We start from the raw sequence: 25,197 nt of genomic DNA on the forward strand, positions 1-25,197 counted from the left end.
CGCTGAATCGCGGCATATGCAAATGCGCAAACGACATGTCCGCCGGGTACCCGCGGCACGATCGGCTAGGTAGAGTGCGCGATTGGCGCCATGGCCTGCACGGCATCCGCTGTTGCCGCTCCTCCCCTCTCGCCCGGTGACCGACGTATGCGCCGTACGCTCCGCCTTTCCGTGATGACGGCCGCCAGCCTTGCCGCAGTGCTGGCGCTGGGCGGCTGCGACAAGCCGCCCGCCGCCTCCAAGCCACAGACCGCTGCGCCGGCCAAGACGCCCGACAGCGCCGGCATCGCCTGGCGCGAGGGCGACGTGGATGACGCCTTCGCCGAAGCGCGCGAACACAACAAGCCGGTGCTGCTGTACTGGGGCGCGGCCTGGTGCCCGCCGTGCAACCGGCTCAAGGCTACGCTGTTCAAGGACCCGGCCTTCATCGCCCGCACCCGCGCCTTCGTCGCGGTGCACCTGGATGGCGATTCGGAAGGCGCGCAGGCCTGGGGCGAACGCTTCGGCATCAAGGGCTACCCGACCATCATCGTACTGCGCCCCGATCGCAGCGAGGTCACCCGCCTGGCCGGCGACAGCGACACCGGCCGGCTGGCCGAAGCGTTGCGCGTGGCGGCGACCCGCACCACCAGCTCGACGCAACTGCTGCAACAGGCGCTGAAAGCGCCCACCACGCTCGGCGCCGACGACTGGACTCTGCTCGGCGAATACGGCTGGGCGGTGGATGCGAGCCAGTTGGTCAAGCCGGAGCAGGCCGCCGGCGTGCTCGCGCAACTGGCCGCCGCCGCGCCGCAGCCGGCACTGCAGCGCCGCTTCGCGCTGCTGGCGCTGGCCGCCCAGGATCCGGACAAGGCCGGCACCACGCACGCCAAGCGCCGCGCCGCTGATCGCCGCCTGCTGCAGGCGGTGCTGGCCGATCCGGCTGAGGTCCGCGCCAACCGCAGCACCCTGACTTACTCGGCGCGCGAGCTGGTGCAGGCCGCGGCCGCCGATGCCACCGAACGGACCACGCTGTCGAGCGCGCTGAGTCACGCGCTGGACCAGGTCTACGCCGACGCGAGCCTACCGATCAGCGATCGCCTGGACACCGCCTATGCCGACATCCAGCTGGCGCGGCTGGCGCAGGGCCAGCCGGCCGACGCCGGCGACGCGCCGCATCCGCCGTTGCCGGCCGCGGTGACCGACAAGGTGCAGCAGCGCGTGCGCTGGGCCGAACAGGCCGCCAAGACCGACTACGAACGCCAGTCCACGATCAGCAACGCCGCCGGCCTGCTCGACGATGCCGGTGACAGCGCCGGCGCCGAACAGCTGCTGCTGGCCGAACTGGGGCGCAGCAAGACGCCGTACTACTACATGCCGGAACTGTCCGGCCTGGCCGAGGCGCGCGGCGACAAGCAGACCGCGCTGTACTGGCTGAAGAAGGCCTACGAGAGCGCCGAAGGCCCCGCCACCCGGGTGCAGTGGGGCGTGCTCTATGTCGATGGCCTGATCCGGCTGCAGCCGGACAATGCGGCCGCGATCGAGGCCGCCGCAGGCCAGGTCATCGGCGAACTGGCCGGGCAGCCCGGCGGCTACCACCAGCGCACCAAGCAGCGCTTCGACACCCTGGCCAAGACCCTGCAGGGCTGGAGCAAGGGCCATGACGGCAGCGCCGTGCTCGCACGCCTGCAGCACAAGATGCAGCAAAGCTGCGGCAGCCAGGAACGCGACAGCTGCCAGCACTGGCTGAGCTGAGCGCCCGGGTCATCGCGGCATGCGCCCGTGCTGGCGCACGCGCCTGCCTAGGCAGCGCGCGCGCCGGGCGCCATCGAACGAAAGGCATCGCACAAACATATTCGAGGCGGCACGCCGCAGATGCCGCTTGGTGCGCGGCGTGTCCAGCGGCCGGCGCGGCGTCGAGCGACGCCGCCCACCGCCGCGCCAGCGGCTTCGCTGCGTACCGCTCAGGCCACCGCGCGCACCGGTTCGGCGGCATGGCCGCTGCCTGGGCGGCGGCCGCTGGTGGTGTGCGCGGTCAGACCCTGCGCCTGGCCCTCCAGACCGCGCGCGGCATCGGCCATCTTCTCGACCAGGGCCGCGTTCTTCTGCGTCGCGGTATCCATCTGCACCACGATCTGGTTGACCTGGACGATGCCGGCGCTCTGCTCGCGGCTGGCGTTGGCGATCTCGCCCATGATCCCTTGCACCTCGCGCACCGCAGTGAACAGCTCGCCCATGGTGGTCCCGGCCCGCGCCACCAGCGCCGACCCGCGTTCGACCTGCTCGCTGGAGCTGGCGATGAGGCCGCGCACTTCCCTGGCGGCATCGGTGCAGCGCTGGGCCAGGCTGCGCACCTCGGTGGCCACCACCGCGAAACCGCGGCCCTGTTCGCCGGCGCGTGCCGCTTCCACCGCGGCGTTCAAGGCCAGGATGTTGGTCTGGAAGGCGATGCCGTCGATGACGCTGATGATGTCGGAGATCTTGCGCGATGCGGTTTCGATGCCGGCCATCGTCGCGACCACGTCGTTCACCACCGTACCGCCGCGCTGGGCCACGTCGCTGGCGCCGTCCACCAGCCGATTGGCGTGGCCCACGTGGTCCACGTTGCTCTGCACGGTGCTGGTGATCTCTTCCATCGAACTGGCCGCTTCCTCCAGCGCCGCCGCCTGCTGCTCGGTGCGCCGAGCCAGGTCGGTGTTGTCCTCGACCATCTCGGCCGCCGCGACCTGCAGCGTCCGGGCCGCGTCGCCGAGCTGACGCGCGGCATGGATGTCCAGCAACGCACCGACCGCACGCAGCGGCGTGCCATCGGCCGCGCGCTTGGTCAGCCCGCGCGCGCGGAACCAGCGGTACTGGCCGCTCTTCTGCTGCAAGCGGTATTCGATGTCGAAGGAAGTGCGGCCGCTGCGGTCGTTGAGATGCGCGGCGAACGCGTTCAGCGCGGCCTGCTTGTCTTCCGGGTGCAGGCGCGAGGCCCAGCTGTCGAGCACGTTGGGGAATTCGGCCTCCGAGGCGAACCCGAGCAGCGCGCGGAACTGCGGCGACCACCAGAACTCGTTGGCCGGATTGATCGGGTCGCCGGCGATCACGCTCATGTCCCACAGGCCGTCGTTGAGCATCTCCGCGCCCAGTTCGAAGCGGGTCAGGATCACGTCGAGGAAGGCATCGCGCTCGCGGCGCTCGCCGATGTCGGTGAGCGAGCCGGCCACCCGCAGCGGTGCGCCGTTGGCGTCGCGCTGGGTGGTTCCCAGCGCGCGGAACCAGCGGTATTGGCCGTTCTTCAGCTGCAGCCGGTATTCCACATCGTACGCGGTACGGCCGCTGCGATCGGCCAGGTGCGCGGCGAACGCGTCCAGTGTGGCCTGCTTGTCCTGCGGATGCAGGCGCGAAGCCCAGCTGTCGAGAACGTTGGGGAACTCCGCCTCCGAGGCGAAGCCGAGCAGCGCACGGAACTGCGTCGACCACCAGAACTCGTTGGCCGGATTGATCGGATCGCCGGCCACCACGCTCATGTCCCACAGGCCGTCGCTGGTGCCGCCGGTGACCAGGTCGAAGCGGCCGCGCAGATAGCTGAGCTCGGTTCTGGCGTGTTCGGCCTCGGCGTGGGCACGGTCGCGCTCGGTCTCGACCTCACGCAGACGTGCGGTCATGCCCTGCAGCGCCATCGCCGCATCGCGCTTGCTCTTTCCCCACATACGCCCTCCCAACGGTCTCGCCGCCTACGGTCAATCCATCGGTAGCGGCCTGGGCGGCCGTCCCTTGAGTGCCGCGAACGGGAACGGGCGGCTCAGCCGATCCAGTGATCCACCAGCAGGAAGGCGAACAACGCCATCAGATACACGATCGAATAGCCGAACATGCGCATCGAGAACATCTCGTCCGGCGGGTCGAGCATGCGCCAGGCGAACCAGACGAACACCGCATCGAGCACCAGCGTGCCGCCGAGGTAGAACACGCCACTCATGCCCACCGCCACCGGCAGCAGGGTCACCACCACCAGCAGCAGCGTGTACACCAGGATCTGCCTGCGCGTATGCACCACGCCGTGAGTGACCGGCAGCATCGGGATCGACGCCTTGGCATAGTCGGCGCGGCGGAAGATCGCCAGCGCCCAGAAGTGCGGCGGCGTCCACACGAAGATGATCAGCACCAGCAGCGACGCGTAGGCCCAGTCCCACTGGCCCTGCATGCCGGTGATCGCGGCCCAGCCCAGCAACGGCGGCGCGGCGCCGGCCAGGCCGCCGATGACGATGTTCTGCGGCGTGGTGCGCTTGAGGAACACGGTGTAGATCACCGCATAGCCGATCAGCGAGGCGAAGGTCAGCACCGCGGTGATGGTGTTGACCCAGATCACCAGGATCGCCATCGACAGCGCGGTCAGCGCCGTAGCGAACAGCAGCACCTGCCACGGCAGCACCTTGCCCACCACCAGCGGCCGCCACGAGGTGCGCGCCATCTGCGCGTCGATGCGCGCGTCCAGCAGCTGGTTGATCGCCGCCGCGGCCGAGGCCGCCAGCCAGATGCCGAAGAAGCCGATCAGGCCGGTGCGCACCTGCGCCCAGGTCGGCACGCCGGGAATCGCCAGGCACATGCCGACCAGCGCGGTGAACACGATCAGCGCCACCACCTTGGGCTTGGTCAGGTCCCAGTAGTCGCGCCAGTGGATGCCCGTCGCGCTCATTGCGGCGCCCGCAAGCGCGCCAGCAGCGACACCAGCACGAACAGCAGCGCCACCGCGCCTGCGTTGTGCAGCACCGCCACCGGCAGCGGCAGCGCCAGCTTGACGTTGAGGATGCCCAGGCTAACCTGCGCCAGCAGCAGCACCACCAGCGCCGCCGCCCAGCCGCGCATGCCCGGCGAGCGGCTCAGCCGCCAGCCCAGCCACAGCAGGTAGGCCGCCACGACCAGCGCCATCATCCGGTGCGCCATCTGGATCGCGATGCGCGCCGCGCCGTCGAGCACGCCGCCTTCGTAGTCCACGCCGATGCCGCGCCACAGGGTGAAGCCTTCGCGGAAATCGTGCGGCGGCCACCACTGGCTGACGCAGCGCGGGAAGTTGTCGGCCGACCAGCTGCCGCCGCCGCAGGCCAGCGCCGCGTAGTTGGCGCTGACCCAGCCGCCGAGCGCGATCTGCAGCGCCAGCAGCGCCACGCCCAGGCGCAGCAGCCACTTCAGCCGCGACGCGTCGGCCAGGGTGATCGGCAGGTGGGTGGCGCGCCAGGCCATCCACACCAGCAGCGAGAACATCAGCAGGCCGCCGAGCAGATGCCCCATCACCACGATCGGCTTGAGCAGCAGGGTCACCGTCCACATGCCCAGCAGGGCCTGGAAGATCACCACCGCCAGGGTCAGCGCCGCCGCACGCGCCAGGTCGCTGTTGGACCAGCGCAGCGCCGCCAGCAGCAGGATCGCTTCGCCGGTGCCGGCCAACGCCATCGCCCACGTCGGCCAGCCGGACATGTACAGCGGGATCGACAGCGCCACCAGCGCCGCGGCGCCGACGATCTGCGCGATGCCGAGCCGGCGCCGGCGCGCGGCCAGCAACGACAGCACCAGCACTTCCACGCCCAGCGCCCCGGCCAGGAACCGGTGCACCTGCTCGCGCCAGGCCTTGTGCGTCTCCAGCGGACGAATCTTGCTCGCGGCGTGCGCGTTGGCCTCGTCGCTGCTCTGCGGCCAGGTCACCCGGCCATAGCAGGTCGGCCAGTCCGGGCAACTCATGCCCGCGTCGGACAGGCGCACGAACGATCCGAACATGATCGTGCTGGCGGTGAACAACGCCGCCAGCCAGGCCATGCGGTGGAAGTGCCGAAACAGCGCCGGCGGCGCGAACAGGTTCATAGGGGGTGACTCACAGGAGTTTCAGCAGCTTCGACACATCCGCGCGCAGTCCGGCCGGGTCGAAGCCCGGCGCGTAGCGCAGCACCACGAAGCCGTTCGGATCGATCACGTAGACCGGCACGCCTGCGGCATCGTGCACGCGCGGCAGGCCGGCCAGCAGCGCCGGGTCGGCGCGCAGCACGCGCACCTGCGGCAGCGCGCGCACCGCCGCCGGCGGCGTGCCGATCCACAGGATCTGCACGTGGTCGGCGTCGTGGCCGAACAGCTGCCAGACCTTGTTCAGATCGCGCGCCAGCGCTTCGCAGGCGCTGGCGCAGTCGCGCGGCGGCGCCAGTGCGATGCGCCACACGCGCTGCTGCGGCTGCCAGGCGTAGACGCTGCCGTCGTCCAGCCGCGGCTGCAGCGCGCGCAGGTCGGCCGGCGGCTGCAGCAGTTCGCCGTGGTTGCGGTTGCCCGGCGGTTGCCAGCCGGAAAAACGCAGCGCGCCGGCGACCAGCATCGAGCCGAAGAACAGGACGAACAGCGCGATCAACGTCCAGCGGCCGCGCGCGGTCGCCTGGCGTGGAGCCGAGGGGGAGGCATTCATGCCGGGGATTTTCTCATGCGCGCGCGCTCAGCGCCCGCCCCGTCCCTTGCGCGCGCGCCAGCTCAGCAGCGCTGCGGTGATCAGCACGGCCAGCGCCAGGCCGAACCATTGCACCGCGTAACCCAAGTGGCGCTCGGGCGGCAGGGTGTTCGGCAGCATCTCCAGGTCGCGCGGATAGCCCAGCGGCAACGCCGGATCGAGGCGCAGCACCTGCGACAAAATGTCGCGGCGTCCGAGCGCCTCGCCGATCGCCGCCGGCTCGATGCGCATCGCCAGCCACAGCTGCGGCGCCGGCGCGGCGACCAGCGCCGGCCCCAGCGCCAGCCCATGCGACGGCGCCGGGCCGAGCAGGCCGGCCAGCGCGTACTGCCCCTGCAGCGGTACCGGTGTGGGCAGCGCGCGATCGGCAGGCAACGGCAGCCAGCCCAGTTCGACCAGCAGCGGCGCGGACGCGCCGTCGGCCAGGAACGGTTGATAGACCTTGACCCCGCTGCGGCCCTCGCGCAATTGGTTGTCGAGCAGGATCTGCCCGGGCAGGAAACGGCCGCTGCCGTGCACCCAGGCCAGTTGCGCCGGGCGCAGCGTGCGCAGCGCATCGGCCAGCGCCTGCGGACGGTCGCGCACGTGCGCGGCCTGCGCGAGCAGCGCCTGTTTCTCGTGCATGCGCAGCAATTGCCAGCGGCCCAGCGCGCAGAATCCCAGCGCCACCGCCAGCGCGAGCCCCCAGCCCAGCCACAGCGGCATGCGCGCGCGCGCGGCGACGCGCGAGGACGCGGCGAGGGTCATAATGCAGCGATACCGTGCACCGAGACGCCCATGAACGACTCGCTGAAAACCCTGCTGATCGTCGCCTTCCTGCTGGTCATTCTGTGGAACCTCGGCGCCGGCCTGTACTACCTGTTGGTGGACCGCGGCCAGAGCAAGCGCACGGTGAACGCACTGACCTGGCGCATCGGCCTATCGGTCTGCCTGATCCTGCTGGTGATCCTGGGCATCTATACCGGGGTGATCAAGCCGCATGGGTTGGGCCGCTGACTCGGGACTCGGGACTCGGGACTCGGGACTCGGGACTCGGGACTCGGGACTCGGGACTCGGGACGGCAGGATGGTGTCCCGGGCCAAATCGCTGTCAAGCGAATTGGTGAAAAAAGCGCCAATTTCTTGAAGAACAAAGCGGCTTTTCCCCGCTCCAGCCCAGCCGCTTTTCTGTAGGAGGGACTTCAGCCCCGACGCCTTACCGATAACGCGTCGGGGCTGAAGCCCCTCCTACAAAAAAACACAAATGCAGCGCACTCGCGCGCATCCTCCGAGTCCCCGGTCCCGAGTCCCGGGTCCCGCCCTCACAACACATAAACGAACAAGAACAACGCCAGCCACACCACGTCGACGAAGTGCCAGTACCACGCCGCCGCTTCGAAGGCGAAATGGTTGTCGCGGCTGAAATGCCCGCGTGCCGAGCGCAGCCACATCACCAGCAACATGACCGTGCCCAGCAGCACGTGCACGCCGTGGAAGCCGGTGAGCATGAAGAAGGTCGAGCCGTAGATGCCCGAGCCCAGGGTCAGGTTGAGTTCCTTGTAGGCGTGGATGTATTCCTCGGCCTGGAAGAACAGGAAGACGCAGCCCAGCAGCACGGTCAGCCCCTGGAACACCAGCAGGCGCGCGCGATGGCCGGCCTTCAGCGCGTGGTGGGCGATGGTCAGGGTCACGCCGGAGCTGAGCAGGATCAGCGTATTGATCAGCGGCAGGCCCCATGCCGGGATGGTCTGGAACTGGCCGCCGACCGCGCCCGGGCCGTTGGTCGGCCACGCCGCCGAATAGCCGTCCCACAGCAGCGCATTGGTCATCACCCCGTCGCCCTCGCCGCCCAGCCACGGCAGGATGAAGGTGCGGGTGTAGAACAGCGCGCCGAAGAACGCGCCGAAGAACATCACTTCGGAAAAGATGAACCAGACCATGCCCATGCGGAAGGACACGTCGACCTGGCGGTTGTAGTGGCCGGCGATGGACTCGCGGATCACGTCGCCGAACCACATGAACAAGGTCGCCACCAGCATCGCGATGCCGGCGAAGAAGCTCCACTTGCCCCAGGCCGCGTCGTTGAGCCAACTGGCCACGCCGATCATGGTCACGAACATCGCGATCGAGCCGATGAACGGCCAGCGGCTGTGACTGGGCACGTAATAGGCAGTGGCGTCGGTGCTGGGCTGGGCCATGGCGGGCGTTCCGGGTCGGGTCAAGGGGCTGCGTGCACGGAACCGGCCAGTTTCGGCGATCCCAGTTCGGCGCTCAGCGCATCGTTCTTGAAGAAGGTATACGACAGGGTGATGGTGGTGATGTCGCTCGGCAGGTTCGGGTCGACGATGAAGCGCACCGGCATGTCGCGCTTCTCGCCGGCCTGCAGGGTCTGCGCGGTGAAGCAGAAGCACTCGGTCTTGGTGAAGTAGCCGGACGCGCGCGACGGCGCCACCGATGGCACCGCGCTGCCGACGATCGCGCCTGCGCCGTCGTTGCGCGCGTAGTACAGCGCCTCGTTGAGCTCGCCAGGCACCACGTCCATGGTCAGCTGCTCCGGGTGGAACGACCAGGGCAGCTTGGAGTTCACCCCGCCGTCGAATTCGACCTTGACCGTGCGCTTGCCGAGCAACGGCTTGCCCGCCTGCGGGCCTTCGCCCGGACCGCGTTCCAGGCGCACGCCGAACACCTTCTCGCAGGCGATGCGGTACAGCGGCACCAGCGAGAAGGTCAGCACGAACACCGCCAGCGCCACGCCGACCAGCTTGAACAGGCCGGCGCTGCTGTGCACGCGGGGCGCCGGCGCGTTCATCGGCCGAGCACCCCGGACAGGATGAAGCCGGCATAGATCAGCAACGCGATCGCGCCGACCACCAGCGCGGTGCGCACGGCGCGCTTGCGGCGCAGCACCAGATCGTCGAGCGGCGGTTGTTGCGCGGTCATCAGTGGCTGATGTCGTCGTGGGCCAGGTCGCCGGGCTTGAGCACCGGCGGCAGGGTGAAGGTATGCGCCGGCGCCGGCGACGGCACGGTCCACTCCAGGCCGCGCGCGCCTTCCCACGAACGCGCCTCGGCGCGCGCGCCGCTGCGCAGCGACGCCAGCAGGATGCCGGCCATCAGGAACGGAGTGACGAACATGCCGAACGCGCCGATCGAGCTGATCAGGTTCCAGTCGGCGAACACCACGTTGTAGTCGGGAATGCGCCGCGGCATGCCGGCCAGGCCGAGGAAGTGCTGCGGGAAGAACAGCAGGTTGACGAACAGCATCGTCCACCAGAAATGGAACTTGGCCCAGCCCTCGTTGTACATGCGCCCGGTCCACTTCGGCCACCAGTAGTACACCGCGGCGATCAGCGCGAACACTGCGCCGGTGACCAGCACGTAGTGGAAGTGCGCGACCACGAAATAGGTGTCGTGGTACTGGAAGTCGGCCGGCACGATCGCCAGCATCAGCCCGGAGAAGCCGCCGATGCTGAACAGGATCACGAACGACACCGCCCACAGCATCGGCGATTCGAACGTCAGCGAGCCCTGCCACATGGTGCTGACCCAGTTGAACACCTTCACCCCGGTGGGGATGGAGATCAGCATCGTGGCGAACATGAAGTAGATCTCGCCGCCCAGCGGCATGCCCACGGTGAACATGTGGTGGGCCCAGACGATGAAGCTCAGGAACGCGATCGCCGCGATCGCGTAGACCATCGCCTGGTAGCCGAACAGCGGCTTGCGGCTGAAGGTCGGGATGATCTCGCTGATCACGCCGAACGCCGGCAGGATCATGATGTAGACCTCGGGGTGGCCGAAGAACCAGAAGATGTGCTGGTACATCACCGGGTCGCCGCCGCCGGCGGCGTTGAAGAACGAGGTGCCGAAGAACTTGTCGGTCAGCAGCATGGTCACCGCGCCGGCCAGCACCGGCATCACCGCGATCAGCAGGAACGCGGTGATCAGCCAGGCCCAGCAGAAGATCGGCATCTTCAGCAGGTCGATGCCCGGCGCGCGCATGTTCAGCACGGTGGCGATGATGTTGATCGCGCCCATGATCGAGCTGATGCCGGCGACGTGGATCGCGAACACGCTGAAGGCCACGTTGTAGCCGCCCTGCAGCGACAGCGGCGGATACAGCGTCCAGCCGCCGGCGGGTGCGCCGCCGGGAATGAACAGGGTCAGCAGCAGCAGGGTGAAGGCCACCGGCAGCAGCCAGAACGACCAGTTGTTCATGCGCGGCAGCGCCATGTCCGGCGCGCCGATCTGCAGCGGGATCATCCAGTTGGCCAGGCCGACGAAGGCCGGCATGACGCCGCCGAAGATCATCACCAGCGCATGCACGGTGGTCATCTGGTTGAAGAACTCGGGCTTGACGAACTGCAGGCCCGGTTGCGCCAGCTCGGCACGGATGATCACGCTCATCGCCGCGCCGATGATGAACATCGTGAAGCTGAAAAGCAGGTACAGCGTGCCGATGTCCTTGTGGTTGGTGGAGAAGAACCACCGTTCCACGAAGCTCTGCTGATGCCCGTGCTCGTCGTGGTGATCGACTGCGGAATGGGCCATGGCGGCTACCTCAAAAAAGAATGCAGGAGATCAGGCGGCTTGCACGGTCAGGTGCGAACCGGAACGAAGGCGAGGCAGCACGGCCTGCGGCGGCGCGGCCGGCGCGGCCGGCGCGGTGGCGTCGGGCGCGGGCGCATCCGGGGCCGCCGGCGTGGCCGGCGCGGGCGCAGCGGCAGGCGCGGGCGCGGCCGGCGCGGCGGCGGGAGCCGGCTTGCGCGAGGCCAGCCACTTCTGGAAATCCTGTTTGGACACGGCCTCGACCACGATCGGCATGAAGCCGTGGTCCTTGCCGCACAGCTCGGCGCACTGGCCGCGGTACACGCCGGGCGTCTCGATGCTGGTCCAGGCCTCGTTGATGATCCCGGGGATGGCATCCTGCTTCCAGCCCAGCGCCGGCACCCACCAGGCATGGATCACGTCGTCGGCGGTGATCACGAAGCGCACCTTGGTGTTCACCGGCAGCACCAGCCGGTTGTCCACGTCCAGCAGGTAGTGCGGGTCGCTTTCCAGGGTCGGCACCTTGCCGCTCTGGCGCATGCGGTCGGAACCGCGCTCCAGGCGGCTGGTGAACGCCACGTTCTCGCCCAGGTATTCGTAGCGCCACATCCACTGGTAGCCGGTGACCTTGACCGTCATCTCGGCATCGCGGGTGTCGTACATCGCGATCAGCTTGGCCGTGGCCGGCCACGCCATCACGATCAGGATCAGCACCGGGATCACCGTCCACACGATCTCGGCCTTGGTGTTATGGCTGAACTGCGCGGCGACCGCGCCCTTGGACTTGCGGAACTTGAACATCGCATAGCCCATCGCGCCGAACACCAGCACGCCGATGACCACGCACACCCACAACGCGACCATGTGCGCGTCGTAGGCATTGCGGGCGCTCTGGGTGACGCCGCGGCCCATGTTCAATTGCCACGGCTTGGGGTCGGCCGACTGCGCCCACGCCATCGGTGCGGCCAGCGCCGCCGCCAATGCCATCCCACCCCTGACCGCCTGTTGCTTCCATCTGCCGCTTTGCTTCATTGCCTAGACCCCTTGGAGCGTCATCGGTTGCGGCCGGTCGCGGCCGCCAGCAAGCCTTCCAGGGTCTGCGCCAGCTCGCGGCGCTCGCCCGGGCCGAGAAACTCGCCGACCCGGACCTGCTTGCCGCTGGACGCCAGCACCACCCTGTCGTCGCCTTCGATCCGCAACCGCACCCAATGCGGGTGGGCGCGGAACGCCGGCGTTCCTGCATTCGTGCGGGTCACTTCCACGCAGCCCGGACCCACCCGGATGTCCTCTTCGCGTTCGCCGCTGCGCCATGACCAGCGCAGCGCGAGCGCCACCACGGTGCTGTGCAACAGGGCGAACGCAGGCGCAAACACGTTGCCGGCGAACCACCCCAACACCGCCACCACCCACATCGCCCCGGCCAGTGCCGCGAACAGCACGACGAATTGCCGGGCGCTGAGCGCCCGTGGCGGTCGCAGCCGCAGCTGCGTACCCGGCCCCTCCGACGTAAACGGAAACATTTCGATCATGTCGAACCGCGCTTCCGGGCTGCCGCGCTGTCCGAGCCGCGGGTAACGCATCGATGGTAGCCCCGGGCCTGCGCGGCGGCAAGCGCGCGTTCATCATAAAAAATGCTGCATTGCAACCAGATTCTCGCCGCGGCCGTTCAGACCCGCGTCGACATGCGGGAGCGGGCACAGTCGCCGACGCGCTGCGCGAGCGGGCGCTGACATAAAATGGGCGCATCTTCCCTGGTCCTCCCCGCATGAACGCTCTGTCTGGCGCCGGATCCTCCCCGGCGATGCCGTCCGCGTCTCCCTCGCCGCTGCTTGCCCCCGAACTGCCGCCCGCCTCCCACGCACTGCGCGCCGCGATCACCGCCGCCTGGCTGAAGGATGAGGCCGAACACGTGCGCGAACTGCTCGAGCAGGCGCGCCTGCCCGCCGCCGACCAGGCCAAGGTGCAGGCGCTGGCCGCCGACCTGGTCACCCGCGTGCGCGCCCGCGCCCAGGACCAGGGCGCGATCGAGGCCTTCATGCGCCAGTACGACCTGGGCAGCGAGGAAGGCGTGCTGCTGATGTGCGTGGCCGAGGCGCTGCTGCGCATCCCCGACCAGGAAACCGCCGACAAGCTGATCCGCGACAAGCTTGGCGATGCGGACTGGAAGAAGCACATGGGCGAGAGCGACTCGGTGCTGGTCAACGCCTCCACCTGGGGCCTGATGCTCACCGGCAAGCTGGTGCAGATCAACGACCTGACCCGCGCCGACGTGGCCGGCGCGTTCAAGCGCCTGATCGGCCGCGTCGGCGAGCCGGTGATCCGTCTGGCGGTGCGCCAGGCGATGAAGATCATGGGCCACCAGTTCGTGATGGGCCGGACCATCGGCGAGGCGCTGTCGCGCTCCAAGAAGGGCGACAACGCGCTGTACCGCTACTCGTTCGACATGCTCGGCGAAGGCGCGCTGACCATGAAGGACGCGCACCGCTACCTCGACGCCTACCGCCAGGCGATCCACGCGATCGGACGCAGCGGCCCGAACGGCTCGTACAAGGGCAGCGAGGTGTTCGCCGCGCCCAGCATCTCGATCAAGCTGTCGGCGCTGTACCCGCGCTACGAGCACGCCAAGCGCGCGCGGGTGATGGCCGAGCTGGTGCCGGGCGTGCTGGAACTGGCGCAGCTGGCCAAGTCCTACGGCATCGGCTACACGGTGGACGCCGAAGAGGCTGACCGGCTGGAGCTGTCGCTGGACATCATCGAGGCCACCTTCTCCGATCCGTCGCTGGACGGCTGGGAAGGTTACGGCCTGGCGGTGCAGGCGTACCAGAAGCGGACCCCGTACACGATCGACTTCCTCGCCGACCTGGCGCGCCGCGTCGGCCGCCGCATCCCGGTGCGGCTGGTCAAGGGCGCGTACTGGGATGCGGAGATCAAGCGCGCGCAGGTCGAGGGCCATCCGGGCTACCCGGTGTTCACCCGCAAGCAGAACACCGACGTGTCCTACCTGGCCTGCGCCAAGCGCATGTTCGCGCACAGCGACGCGCTGTACCCGATGTTCGCCACCCACAACGCGCAGACCATCGCCGCGGTGCGCGCCATCGCCGCCGGCAAGGACTACGAACACCAGAAGCTGCACGGCATGGGCGACGACCTGTACGCCGAGGTGATCCCCGCCGACCGCCTGGGCGTACCGTGCCGCGTGTACGCGCCGGTCGGTTCGCACGAGGACCTGCTGCCGTACCTGGTGCGGCGCCTGCTCGAGAACGGCGCCAACTCCAGCTTCGTCAATCGCATCACCGACGAGGACGTGGCCATCGAGGACCTGATCCGCGATCCGGTCGACGCCGTGTCCGCGTTCGCCTCCATCCCGCATCCGAAGATTCCGCTGCCGGCCGACCTGCTGCGCAGCCAGAACCACAACAGGAAGAATTCCATGGGCGCCAACCTCGCCAACGACAACGACCTGCGCGCGCTGGCCGACCAGCTCAACGCCGCGATCAAGCCCTGGCAGGCCGCGCCGCTGGTGCCGGGCGCGGTGCTCGCCAGCGAGCCGCTGCCAGTGGTCAATCCCGCCGACCGCCGCCAGACCGTGGGCCGCTGGCAGCCGGCCGACGCCGCCACGGTGGAGAAGGCGCTGGCCAATGCGGTCGCCGCGCAGCCGGGCTGGAACCGCACCCCGGCCGCCAGCCGCGCCACCATCCTCGAGCACGCCGCCGACCTGCTGGAAGCGCGCCTGCCCGAGTTCATCGCGCTGTGCGTCAAGGAGGCCGGCAAGACCCTGCCCGACGGCGTCGCCGAAGTGCGCGAGGCGGTGGATTTCCTGCGCTACTACGCCGGCCAGGCGCGCGCCCAGTTCGGCGCGCCCGAGCGCCTTCCCGGGCCGACCGGCGAATCCAACGAACTGCAGCTGCATGGCCGCGGCGTGTTCGTGTGCATCAGCCCGTGGAATTTCCCGCTGGCGATCTTCCTCGGCCAGGTCGCCGCAGCGCTGGCCGCCGGCAACAGCGTCATCGCCAAGCCGGCCGAGCAGACCAACCTGGTCGGCCATGCCGCGGTGAAGCTGCTGCACGAAGCCGGCGTGCCGGAAGCGGCGGTGCAGTTCCTGCCCGGCGACGGCGCCACCGTCGGCGCCGCGCTGACCCGCGATCCGCGCGTGGCCGGCGTCGCCTTCACCGGCTCCACCGAGACCGCGCGCGCGATCAACCGCGCCATGGCCGCGCGCGACGCCGCGATCGGCGTGCTGATCGCCGAGACCGGCGGCCAGAACGCGTTCATCGCCGACTCCTCGTCGCTGCCCGAGGCGGTGGTCAAGGATGCGATCTCCAGCGCCTTCATCTCCGCCGGCCAGCGCTGCTCGGCGGCGCGCGTGCTGTTCGTGCAGGACGACATCGCCGACAAGGTGATGACCATGCTGGCCGGCGCGATGGCCGAACTGAAGATCGGCGACCCGGGCCTGCTGTCCACCGACGTCGGTCCGGTGATCGATGCCGACGCGCTGCAGATCCTCACCGAGCATGCCGCGCGCATGGACCGCGAAGCGCGGCTGATCGCCGTCGCCGCCACCGACGACGGCACCGCGCACGGCAGCTTCTTCGCCCCGCGCGCCTACGAACTGCAGTCGCTGGCGCAGCTGCAGCGCGAGATCTTCGGCCCGGTGCTGCACGTGATCCGCTGGAAGGCCGACCAGCTCGATGCGGTGATCGACCAGATCAACGCCACCGGCTACGGCCTGACCCTGGGCGTGCATTCGCGCATCGACGAGACCATCGAGCGCATCGCCGCACGCGTGCAGGTCGGCAACGTTTACGTCAACCGCAACCAGATCGGCGCGGTGGTCGGCGTGCAGCCGTTCGGCGGCCAGGGCCTGTCCGGCACCGGCCCCAAGGCCGGCGGCCCGCACTACCTGCTGCGCTTCGCCACCGAGAAGGTGGTGACGGTCAACACCACCGCGGCCGGCGGCAATGCGTCGCTGCTGACCTTGGGCGACTGATAGGCGCAAGGATTCTCTGCAGTATTTCTGTAGGAGCGGCTTCAGCCGCGACAGGCACTCTCCGGTGAGGCCATGTCGCGGCTGAAGCCGCTCCTACAAAAAATCACACAAGAACTCGGCACACGCGGCGACGGATCCATCCCCGCCGCCGCGCACGCATGCCGATCAGCCATGCCAATGCATCGGCCCCTGGCACAGGCACTGGCCGTCGTCGCTGAGATGCCCGAACAGGCTCTCCAGCAGATCGTGCGACGGCGTCCATTCGCCGATCGCCGGATGGATCAGCATCGCCTTGCGCGCGGTCAGGCGGCTGCCCGACAGCACCGCCTCGATCGCCGCGCGCTCGTAGGCCTTCACCGCGCGGATCAGGCCATGCACCGCGTCCGGCAGCGGCGCGGTCGGGCACGGCACGATGCGGTCGCGGTCGATCTGCGAGGTGATCTCCACGATGTCGTCGTCGGGCAGATCGGCGATCGCGCCCTGGTTGCGCACGTTGACCACGATCTTCGCCGGCACCGCGCCGGTCAGCGCGCTCATCACGTCGATGGCGATGCGGTGGTAGCCGGTGCTGACCCGGAACGGGTCGGACTGCAGGCTGGTGCCGGGATCGAACGCCGAACCGCCTTCGGCCTCGAGCTTCATGTACGAACCCGAGCGCTGGTTCAGATACGCCGCATAGGCCTGTACCGCGCCGTGGCCGTCGCCGGCCTGCAGGCGGCTGCCGAGCGTGGCGATCAGCGCGTGGTTCAAGGTCTCGATCTCGGCGCCGCGGCTGCCGCCCTGGGTGCGCTGGTTGGCCAGCGCGCGGCGCCGTTCGTAGTAGAAGAACAGGTATTCGGTGGGAATCAGCCGCAGCGCGCGGATCATGTCGAAGTCGAACAGCGGCGCCAGGTACAGCTGGCGCAACAGCGCGTCGTCCTGCAACAGCCGGTCGATGACCTCCTCGCCGTGCAGGCGCACGCCGCGCACCCAGCCCAGGTGGTTGAGGCCGACGTAGTCGCAGTCCACCGCCGCGTGGTGCGCGCCCAGCGCATGCGCGATGTTGTGGAACAGCTCGGTCGGGGTATCGCAGATGCCGACGATCTTGGCGCGGGTATGCGTGGTCACCGCCTGGGTGATCAACCCGGCCGGGTTGGTGAAATTGACCAGCCACGCATCCGGGCTCAAGCGCTCCACCAGCCGCGCCTGCGCGATCGACACCGGCACGGTGCGCAAGGCCATGGCCACACCCGCCGGGCCGGTGGTCTCCTGGCCCGGATAGCCCTGGTCGATGCTCACCCGCTCGTCGGCGGCGCGCTGCGCGATGCCGCCGATGCGGATGCTGTTGAGCACGAAGTCCGCGCCTTCGATCGCGTCCTCCAGCGAATCGGCGGCGCGCAGGCGCAAGTCGCCGCCGAACTCGGTCACCACCGCACGGCCCATCGCCACCATCAGCCGTACGCGCTCCGGATCCGGGTCGTACAGCACCATCTCTTCCACGCCCAGTGCCGCGGCCGCCTCGTTGACCCCGTACACGACCAGCGGCGAGCGTACCCCGCCGCCGCCGATCAAGGCGATCTTACGATTCGTTGCTGTCATTGCTGTCCCTCAGTTGGTCGGAATCGGGGAGGCCGTCCAGCGCGCCGAGCGCGGCGCAGCAGGACGCGCCGCAGAAGCAGGCGCGGCGCAGGCATTCGTCGAGCCCTGCGCCATCGAGCAGCGCATCGATGAAGCCTGCGTCGAAGGCGTCGCCGGCGCCGGTGGTGTCGCGCACCTGCACCGCGGGCGCGGCCACGCGGCGCGCGCCGGCCGCATCGACCGCCATCGCGCCGGCGCCGCCGAGCTTGATCGCCGCATGCCGCAGCCCCAGCGAGGCGGCCCACTGGCGGCATGCCTCGGCGCCGTCGCCGCAGCCGAGCAGCGCGGCCTCTTTCTGGTTCGGCAGGAAATAGTCGACCTCGCGGCAGGTCGCGAGGTTGTGCGGCGCGGCCAGCCACTCCGGGCTGAAGCCCACGTCCAGCGACGTCGTGCAGCCGGCTGCGGCCAGCGCCGGCAACAGCGTCTGCGCCAGCGCGCGCGACAGCGGCATCGCGAAATGCACATGGCGCGCCGCGCACAGTTCGTCCAGCACCTCGGCGCGCGCGAGCAACGCATCGAGCTGGGCATTGGCGCCCAGGTAGGTGAAGAACGCACGGTCGTCGGGCATCGACACGCTGACCGTGATTCCGGTTCCCGCCGGGTCGCTGCGCAGCCCATCGCTGCGCACCTGGAACTGGCCCAGGCGCTGCGCGAACCAGGGCCGGTCGCTTTCGCCGATCAGGCCGATCAGCCGCGTCGTGCGTCCCAGCCGCGCCAACCCGCAGGCGGTGTTGACGCTGCCGCCGCCGAGTTCGCGCAGATAGGCACTGGCCAGTGCTTCTTCGCCCGGCTGCGGCCAGCGCTGGAAGCCGCTGAGGATGTGATCGGCATAGATCTCGCCGACCACGGCAACGTCGCACGCACTCATCGTGCTGCCCAAGGCCATGTGCCCTGTCTCCTGGCCTGAATGAAGAACAGCGCCGTGCCCAGACACAGCGCCACGACCGCGGCGAGCAGGTGGCGGCCCTGGCTGGTCGCCAGGATGTACAGCCAGCCGGCCACGCTCACCCACAGCGGCCACGGATACAACGGCATCGAGAACGCATCGCGCGGACGCTGCGGCTGGCGCCGCAACAACACCACCGCCAGACACTGCGCCATGAACTGGAACATGATCTGGATGACCATCAGCGTGGCGATCAGGTCGTCCAGCGACAGCAGGCAGGCCAGCGCCGAGGTCGCGCCGACGAACAGCAGCGACACCGTCGGAAAGCGCCCGCGCGGATGCAGCCGCGCGAACACGCGGAAGAACTGCCCTTCGGCGGCCGCCGCGTACGGCACCCGCGAATAGCCCAGCAGCACCACCAGCGCCGAGCCCCAGCTGGCGAGCATGATCAACGCCACGGCGATGGTGCTGCCGACATGCCCGTAGATCGCCTGCATGAAATCGGCCACCACCGCCTTGGATTGCGCCGCCTGCTGCCACGGCAGCACGCCGAGGATGGCCACGTTCAGGCCCAGGTACAGCGCCGCCACGATCGGGATCGAACACAGCACCGCCAGCGGGATGTTGCGCCGCGGCTGACGGATCTCGCCGCCGAGCATGCACACGTTGTTGTAGCCGCCGTAGTCGTACACCGCGATCAGCGCCACCGCGCCGAAACCGAGCCAGAAGCCGTGCGGCGAGGCCGTGCCGGCCTGCAGGAAACGCCGCGCGATGGCCATGTCGAAATGCAGCGCGCCGCTGGCGACGATCCACACCACCGCCGCCACCACCGCGGCGCTGACCAGCAGCGACAGCAGCTGCACCGAGCGCACCTCGCGGTACAGCAAGGCGGTGTTGAACAGGCACAGCGCCGCGGCGATCGCGGTCAGCTGCCACGGCACCAGGCTCGGCGCCAGGAAGGCCAGGTACTGGGTGAAACCGACCGCCGCCGCGCCGATCGACAACGGCGCGGTCAGCAGCGTCTGCCACAGGTACAGGAAGCCGAACAGGCTGCCCAGACGCTCGCGGCCATAGGCCTCGCGCAGGTAGTGGTACGGCCCGCCGGATTTGGGGATCGCCGATCCCAGTTCGGCCCACACCAGGCCGTCGCACAGGCACAGCAATGCGCCGGCCACCCAGCCCAGCAGCACCATCGGCCCGGCCAGCGCCGACAGCGCCAACGGAATGGTGATGAACGGGCCGATCCCGATCATGTTCAGCAGGTTCGCGGACAGGCCACCCCAGAATCCGATCGCGCGCGGCGGCGCGTGGTCGGCATCGGGGCGCGCAGTCGTATCGGGCGTGGTCAGCAGCATGCAGACTCCCTCGTCGCCGGCGCGACGCAGTGGATCGGACGGAGACGATCGGTGCGGATGCGGCGCAGGCTCATGCGCGCTCGCCCCGCAACGACTTCGCGCAGCGGATCGTTGCGGCGCGGGTGCGGTGCAGATCGAGCACCAGCACCTCGTTGCGGCCTTGCCGCAGCCATGGTCCCGGGCAGTACAGGCATTGCTGCGGTCCGATGCGCCAGTAGCGGCCGAGCAACTGGCCGTTGACCCATAGATAACCCTTGTCCCACTCGCGCATGTCCAGGTAGACGTCGCCGGGTGTCTCGACCACGATCTGCGCGCGGAAGAACAGCCCCGGCCGCGACGACGGCGCGCGCAGCGGCTGCAGCGTCTGGATCCAGGCGTCGTCCAGCGCGATCGGATACGCCTGCCAGTCCTGCAGCGGCGCGCCTTGCAGTTGCACCGCACCGACCAGGCCCTTGGCATCGCCCAGCGCCGGGCCGAAGTTCACATGGCCGAAGCTGTCGACCAGGATTTCCAGCGTACGGTCCGCTTGCTGCGCCCGCGGCAGGGTCAGCTGCGGCGAAGAACGCAATGCACGGTGGCGCACCCGCGACACGTGCCCCACTTCCTCGCCATCCACCTGCACCACGGCGTAGTCGTGCACGCCGTCCATGCGCAGCTGCGCACCGGGACCGATGCGGCGGCGATACAGCACCAGTCCCTGGTCCTGGCCGAACAGCAGCTCGTTGCCGGCCGGCGCCACGGTGGCCACCGGCGCCGCCGGCAGGTTGTCCCACAAGGCCGCATACGGAAGCGCCAGCGTCGCGGCGAAGCGCGCGCGTGGCGGCGCCGGCGGCAACGCCGGCAAACGCTGCGGCAGGGACGCGGCGATCGCTTCGCGCAGCGCGAAATAGGCCGGCGTCGCCGCGCCGCGCTCGTCGATCGGCGCGGCGTAGTCGTAGCTGGTCAATGCCGGCTGGAAGTTGGAGCCGTCGTCGTCGGCATTGGCGCCGGCGCTCAAGCCGAAGTTGCTGCCGCCATGCACCACGTACAGGTTGAACGAATAACCGTGCGCCAGCAGCCGGCGCAGCGTCGGCAGGTAGTCGCGACGCGCGAAATCGGCTTCGCCCCAATGCGTCAGCCAGCCGGGATAGCCCTCGGCCACCCACACCGGCGCCTCGTCGGCGAACGCGCGGCCGTGCTGCAGATCGGCCAGGTCGGCGCCGTCCAGGCCCAGCGCCGCACCCGGCAAGTAGGCCTTGCGCCGGCGCAGATCCTTCATCCCATCGGCGAGCGCGAACGGCCCGTCGATGCCGTGTTCCTGCCACAGCGCGCGCAGCGCCTGCAGGTAGCCGACGTCATCGCCGAACATCGAATATTCGTTCTCGATCTGCAGCATCAGCACCGGCCCGCCGGCCGACGCCAGCAGCGGTGCGATCCGCGGCGCCACCGCGGCGATGTAGCGCCGCACCGCCGCCATGTAGCGCGCATCGCCGGCATCGCGCAGGCGCATGCCCGGTTCGCGCAACAGATAGGCGGGCAGGCCGCCGAGCGTCCATTCGGCGCAGACGTAGGGGCCGGGCCGCAGGTACACCCACATGCCTTCCTGCGCGCACAGGCGAATGAAAGCGGCGAAATCGCGGCGCCCGCTGTCCAGGTCGAACACGCCGGGTTCCGTTTCCAATGCATTCCACATCAGGTACAGGGCGATGGTGTTCAGGCCCATCGCCTTGGCCATGCGGATCCGGTGCAGCCAGTCCTCGCGCGGGATGCGCAGCGGATGCATCTCGCCGCTGCGGATCTGCCACGGCTGGCCATCCAGCACGAACTGCGCGTGCGCGAAGCCGAACGTGTGCGGGCGTCCATCCGGCACCGGCGCGGCAAGCGTGGCGGCCGCGCCCGTGGGCACCATAGCGGCCATCCCGAGTGGCGCGAGCACACTGAGCAGGCAAAAATTGCGACGTTTCATCGAGGTCTCCGAAGGCGGCGCGCGCAAGAGGGCGGTGCAGGCGCACCGCCCCGATCCTGCGGAGAGCTGGCTAGAACGTGTACTTGGCGGTCAGCAACGTGGTCATGCCGGCATCGACGATGTCCGAGATCGCCAGGTCGCTGCGGCCCACGTGCGCCCAGTAGCTGTACTCCTTGGTCAGGTTGGAGATCGACAGGTCCAGGCTCAGGCCGTTGTCGAAGTGGTAGCCGGCGTGCAGGTCCACGCGCCGGGTCGGGCGCGCCCACAGGTCGTCCCACGGCGCGCCCTGGTGCAGATAGTCGTAGCCGAGCAGATACGAACTGCTGAAGTGGTAGCTCAGGTTCACCGAGAAGCGCTCGCGTTCGTAGAACAGCTCGACGTTGGCCATGGCATTGGGCGCCGACTGCATGTGCTCGTTCTCGAAGCCGTCCATGCCCAGGTCGGCGCGCGCATGCTGGCGGGTGGCGTTGAAACTCACGCCCAGGCCGTTCAGCGGTTCCGGCAGGTCCTGGAAGCGCTGGCGCGCGCTGAGCTCGAGGCCGTAGACGCGACCGTCGCCGCCGTTGGTCGGCATCGAATAGAACACCGTACCGCTGCCGCTGGTACCCGGATTGGCCTGGCCGGAGCCGGCGTCGTAGATGTAGTTGCGCAGGCGCTTGTAGAAGCCGGCCACCGAGAAGAAGCCGCCGTGCTCGGTCGACCATTCGCCGGACAGGTCCAGGTTGGTGGATTCGATCGGCTTCAGGTCCGGATTGCCCTGGGTGATCGTGGTGTTTCCATTGGAGACGCTGATATTGCTGCCACCACCCAGCTGCACGAATGCGGGCCGGGTATAGCTGGTCCACAGCGAGGCGCGGTAGGCGGTGCGTGCGTCGGGACGCCAGGTCAGGAACACGCTCGGCAGCGGTTCGTCGTAGGCGGTGTGGTTGCTGTCGAAGTAGCCGACCGTCTGGTTGCCGTCGGCGTCGGACGGCGTCACCCAGAACGTGTTGTGGATGCTGCTGTGCTCGAAGCGCACGCCCGGCACGATTTCCAGATTGCCGAGCGAGAAGGTCGCCATCGCATAGGCCGCGGCGACGGCCTCGGTGCCGCGCATCGTGTTGCAGTTCCAGTTATTGACGTAGTACGCACTGCCGCAGCTGTCCAGGTCGTCGTCGCGCAGATGGCTGTAGATGACGTTGGCGACCGCGGTCTCGCTGACCCTGGGCGTGACCCAGGAATACTTGCCGGGGAAGATCGCGCTGTAGTTGCCGTTGAAGATGCCCAGGTCGCCCAGCGTGCTGGTGTCGTCCACGCCACCGGTCCACCAGTCGCGGTTGCTGAAATTGCGCGAGCTCTTGCTGTACTTCACCCCGAACTGCAGCGACGCCAGCGCGCCGTCGTCGAAGTCGTAGCGGACATCGAACTTGGCGCCGCCCTTCTTCTGTCCGGAATAGATCTTGGTCAGCTCGCCGTAGCTGCTGGCGTACAGCGACGGGATGGCGTTGACCTGCGCCAGCAACGCCGGGGTCAGCTGCGGATACGGAAAGGCGCCGCCGCCGTAGCCGACCAGCGAACTGCCGGAGTAGGCGTAGTTGGCCTGCGAGAACTTATCCTCGCGCCCGTCGATCTCGACGTGGTCGGGCCGGTCGTTGTCGCCGAAGCTGTAGAACAGGTTCGGCATGAAGGTCCAGCCGCCGGAGGTCTTGCGTGCGCCGATCTGGAACGTCGCCAGGTCGGCGATCTCCGGATTGGTCTCGTACCAGAAGCGTGAGGCGATGCGGCCGATGTCGGGCGTGTAGACCCCTGCCGTCGAACTCGGCACGTAGGTGACGTTCTGCGGCAGCAACTGGGTGAAGGTCGTGCCCTGCTCGGTCTGGGCGTAGGCGTAGGTGGCGCGTGCATACAGCGACAGGCTGTCGTCGACCTGCCAGTCGAACGCGGCGTTGCCGCCGTAGCGGCGTTCCCAGCCGGCGACCACGCCGACGTTCATGCCGGTGCTGGTCAGGTTGTGCTGCGGATCGTAGCCGGCGGCGTTGCCGCCGGCGGCATCGGTGTGCAGGAATTCCCAGGAGCCGTCGCCGAGCGCGCTGGTCGCTGCGGCCACTTCGCTGTTGGTCGAGGTGCGGTAGTCGTAATAGGCGCTGGCGTAGAAGCCGAACTGCTGCTCGTCGCCGAACTTGTGCTGGAACTCGCCGGCCAGGCCGCCGCCCAGGCCGTCGCCGCCGTAGTCGCGCGCGCGGCTCTCCAGGCGGCCGCTGCCGGTCACGCTGCCGCTGGTGGTCTGCTTGAAGTCGAACGCGGTGGGCGTGCGGAAATCGATGGTACCGCCGATCGCATCGCCGTCCATGTCGGCGGTGGAGGTCTTGTTGACCACGATGGTCTGCAGCCCCGACGGCGGCAGCAGGCTGAGCTGGACGCTGCGGCTGTAGGGCATGCCCTGCGCGACGGTGACCCCGTCGATCAGGTTGACGTTGTACTCCGACGGCAAGCCGCGCACCGAGGCGAACATGCCCTCGCCGCGCGCCGCGCCGTCCACGCCGCCGAAATAGCCCGAACCGGTGGTGGTGATGTTGATGCCCGAAATCAGCCCCAGCGCCTCGGCGACGTTGTGCACCGCGGTGTGCTGCAAGTCGTTGGCGGAGAGCACGTCCACCGTGTTCGCCGCGTTCATCTTGAGGTTGCTGGCGTCGTAGCGATTGGCGACGACGGTGACGTTCTTCAGCTGCTTGACCTCGTCCAGCGCGATGTTGAGCGCGGTGGTGCCGGTGTCGCTGACGTCGAAGCGGGTCTGCGCCGCGCTGAAACCCGGATAGCTCGACTCCAGCGCGTATTGCCCGGCCGGTACGTCGGCAATCGCGAAGCGCCCATTGGCATCGGTCACCGCCGCATACGCGGTTCCGGCGATGCTGACCCGCGCGTTCGCGGCAGGTTTGCCGCCGTCGTGCACGCTGACCTGGCCGGTCACCGTCCCCGCCACCGCCGTCAATGCGGCGCTCGCCCCCAGTACCGCCACAATCGCCTCAACCAGAACCTTGCTGTTCGAACGAACACGAATGCCCATGTGCTTCCCCTCGCCAAAAGTGCCAGGCACCGGGCGCGACGCAGGTCGGCACCCGGATGTCATCGGTAGTGACCGGACGCGGGGCGGATGCATGGCGCGCACGCTGCGGCGCTGCGCGCAGGACATGCGCGCACGGGCAACGGAACACGGGAAACAAACGCGACGCGTCGGTCAGATCAGACCGCGATGCACGATTAGCGTCGAGGCGGCGAGTAGCCGGCGACGCACTTGTCGCGTGAGCGCAGGGCGCTCAGTTTGTGGCGAACGGTCACGCCGGCAGGCCTTGGCAAACGCGCACGGCAACCGAGGCCGACGCTACGGCGGAGGACCGCAGCGGCGCTGCAGCACAGGACGAAGGGTTCGATGCGCGGTGGTGCATTACCAACCTCTCCC

At 69.0% G+C, this 25,197-nt stretch carries 19 protein-coding genes; 3 read left to right on the top strand and 16 right to left on the bottom strand.

Going from position 1 to position 25,197, the window contains the following annotated elements; translation table 11 throughout:
* Positions 1-147: 147 nt before the first annotated feature.
* Complete coding sequence (locus NUG20_RS19395; protein WP_263396023.1) at positions 148-1,734, top strand: thioredoxin family protein; 1,587 nt, start codon at positions 148-150, stop codon at positions 1,732-1,734.
* 209 nt (positions 1,735-1,943) lie between these two features.
* Here the strand turns inward: NUG20_RS19395 and NUG20_RS19400 are convergent, their stop codons facing one another.
* The 5 genes from NUG20_RS19400 to NUG20_RS19420 all read right to left on the bottom strand — a co-directional run bounded on the left by NUG20_RS19400 (position 1,944) and on the right by NUG20_RS19420 (position 7,192).
* Entirely contained in the window at positions 1,944-3,674 is a 1,731-nt protein-coding gene (locus tag NUG20_RS19400; RefSeq protein WP_286038071.1) for a methyl-accepting chemotaxis protein, read from the bottom strand.
* A 92-nt stretch (positions 3,675-3,766) separates the two neighbouring features.
* Positions 3,767-4,660, bottom strand: a complete 894-nt coding sequence (gene cyoE / locus NUG20_RS19405; protein WP_263396024.1) for a heme o synthase — start codon at positions 4,658-4,660, stop codon at positions 3,767-3,769.
* Positions 4,657-5,820, bottom strand: a complete 1,164-nt coding sequence (locus tag NUG20_RS19410) for a COX15/CtaA family protein (protein ID WP_263396025.1) — start codon at positions 5,818-5,820, stop codon at positions 4,657-4,659. The genes cyoE and NUG20_RS19410 overlap by 4 nt, the downstream gene beginning before the upstream one ends.
* A gap of 10 nt (positions 5,821-5,830) precedes the next feature.
* Entirely contained in the window at positions 5,831-6,406 is a 576-nt protein-coding gene (locus NUG20_RS19415) for a redox-active disulfide-containing membrane protein (RefSeq protein WP_263396026.1), read from the bottom strand.
* Between the two features lie 27 nt (positions 6,407-6,433).
* On the bottom strand, positions 6,434-7,192 hold the full coding sequence (locus tag NUG20_RS19420; protein ID WP_263396027.1) for an SURF1 family protein: 759 nt from the start codon (positions 7,190-7,192) through the stop codon (positions 6,434-6,436).
* Between the two features lie 30 nt (positions 7,193-7,222).
* On the opposite strand from NUG20_RS19420, the gene NUG20_RS19425 reads away from it, so the two are divergent.
* Positions 7,223-7,441 (top strand): twin transmembrane helix small protein, encoded by a 219-nt coding sequence (locus tag NUG20_RS19425; RefSeq protein WP_003480622.1) that lies wholly within the window; start codon positions 7,223-7,225, stop codon positions 7,439-7,441.
* 305 nt (positions 7,442-7,746) lie between these two features.
* On the opposite strand, the gene NUG20_RS19430 is transcribed toward NUG20_RS19425, so the two are convergent.
* Genes NUG20_RS19430 through NUG20_RS19455 form a run of 6 tightly spaced genes read right to left on the bottom strand, consistent with a single transcriptional unit; the run spans position 7,747 to position 12,500 of the window.
* Positions 7,747-8,622: a cytochrome c oxidase subunit 3 gene (locus NUG20_RS19430; protein WP_263396028.1), complete on the bottom strand. Its 876-nt coding sequence runs from the start codon at positions 8,620-8,622 to the stop codon at positions 7,747-7,749.
* A gap of 20 nt (positions 8,623-8,642) precedes the next feature.
* The gene (locus tag NUG20_RS19435; RefSeq protein WP_263396029.1) at positions 8,643-9,233 is read right to left on the bottom strand and encodes a cytochrome c oxidase assembly protein; all 591 of its coding nucleotides are present in this window, start codon (positions 9,231-9,233) and stop codon (positions 8,643-8,645) included.
* Entirely contained in the window at positions 9,230-9,364 is a 135-nt protein-coding gene (locus NUG20_RS19440; protein ID WP_263396030.1) for a hypothetical protein, read from the bottom strand. The genes NUG20_RS19435 and NUG20_RS19440 overlap by 4 nt, the downstream gene beginning before the upstream one ends.
* Positions 9,364-10,974 carry a cytochrome c oxidase subunit I gene (gene ctaD / locus NUG20_RS19445; protein ID WP_263396031.1) on the bottom strand — a complete coding sequence of 537 codons (1,611 nt, stop codon included), beginning with the start codon at positions 10,972-10,974 and terminating at the stop codon, positions 9,364-9,366. The genes NUG20_RS19440 and ctaD overlap by 1 nt, the downstream gene beginning before the upstream one ends.
* A 30-nt stretch (positions 10,975-11,004) precedes the next feature.
* Positions 11,005-12,003, bottom strand: a complete 999-nt coding sequence (gene coxB / locus NUG20_RS19450; RefSeq protein WP_263396032.1) for a cytochrome c oxidase subunit II — start codon at positions 12,001-12,003, stop codon at positions 11,005-11,007.
* A 20-nt stretch (positions 12,004-12,023) separates the two neighbouring features.
* Positions 12,024-12,500 (bottom strand): DUF2244 domain-containing protein, encoded by a 477-nt coding sequence (locus NUG20_RS19455; RefSeq protein WP_263398549.1) that lies wholly within the window; start codon positions 12,498-12,500, stop codon positions 12,024-12,026.
* Positions 12,501-12,736: 236 nt separating this feature from the next.
* On the opposite strand from NUG20_RS19455, the gene putA reads away from it, so the two are divergent.
* Positions 12,737-15,958, top strand: a complete 3,222-nt coding sequence (gene putA / locus NUG20_RS19460) for a bifunctional proline dehydrogenase/L-glutamate gamma-semialdehyde dehydrogenase PutA (RefSeq protein WP_263396033.1) — start codon at positions 12,737-12,739, stop codon at positions 15,956-15,958.
* Between the two features lie 165 nt (positions 15,959-16,123).
* Here the strand turns inward: putA and NUG20_RS19465 are convergent, their stop codons facing one another.
* From NUG20_RS19465 to NUG20_RS19485, 5 genes are all read right to left on the bottom strand, one after another.
* Positions 16,124-17,536, bottom strand: a complete 1,413-nt coding sequence (locus tag NUG20_RS19465) for a family 4 glycosyl hydrolase (protein WP_263396034.1) — start codon at positions 17,534-17,536, stop codon at positions 16,124-16,126.
* Positions 17,517-18,443, bottom strand: coding sequence for a carbohydrate kinase family protein (locus NUG20_RS19470; protein WP_263398550.1), 927 nt, complete (start codon positions 18,441-18,443; stop codon positions 17,517-17,519). Before NUG20_RS19470 ends, NUG20_RS19465 begins: the two co-directional genes overlap by 20 nt.
* Positions 18,440-19,816 carry an APC family permease gene (locus NUG20_RS19475; RefSeq protein WP_263396035.1) on the bottom strand — a complete coding sequence of 459 codons (1,377 nt, stop codon included), beginning with the start codon at positions 19,814-19,816 and terminating at the stop codon, positions 18,440-18,442. Before NUG20_RS19475 ends, NUG20_RS19470 begins: the two co-directional genes overlap by 4 nt.
* 70 nt (positions 19,817-19,886) lie before the next feature.
* On the bottom strand, positions 19,887-21,761 hold the full coding sequence (locus NUG20_RS19480) for a beta-galactosidase (RefSeq protein ID WP_263396036.1): 1,875 nt from the start codon (positions 21,759-21,761) through the stop codon (positions 19,887-19,889).
* Positions 21,762-21,831: 70 nt separating this feature from the next.
* On the bottom strand, positions 21,832-24,804 hold the full coding sequence (locus NUG20_RS19485; protein ID WP_263396037.1) for a TonB-dependent receptor: 2,973 nt from the start codon (positions 24,802-24,804) through the stop codon (positions 21,832-21,834).
* Positions 24,805-25,197: the final 393 nt, after the last annotated feature.

It is taken from the genome of Xanthomonas sp. CFBP 8443, from assembly GCF_025666195.1.
GTDB lineage: Bacteria > Pseudomonadota > Gammaproteobacteria > Xanthomonadales > Xanthomonadaceae > Xanthomonas_A.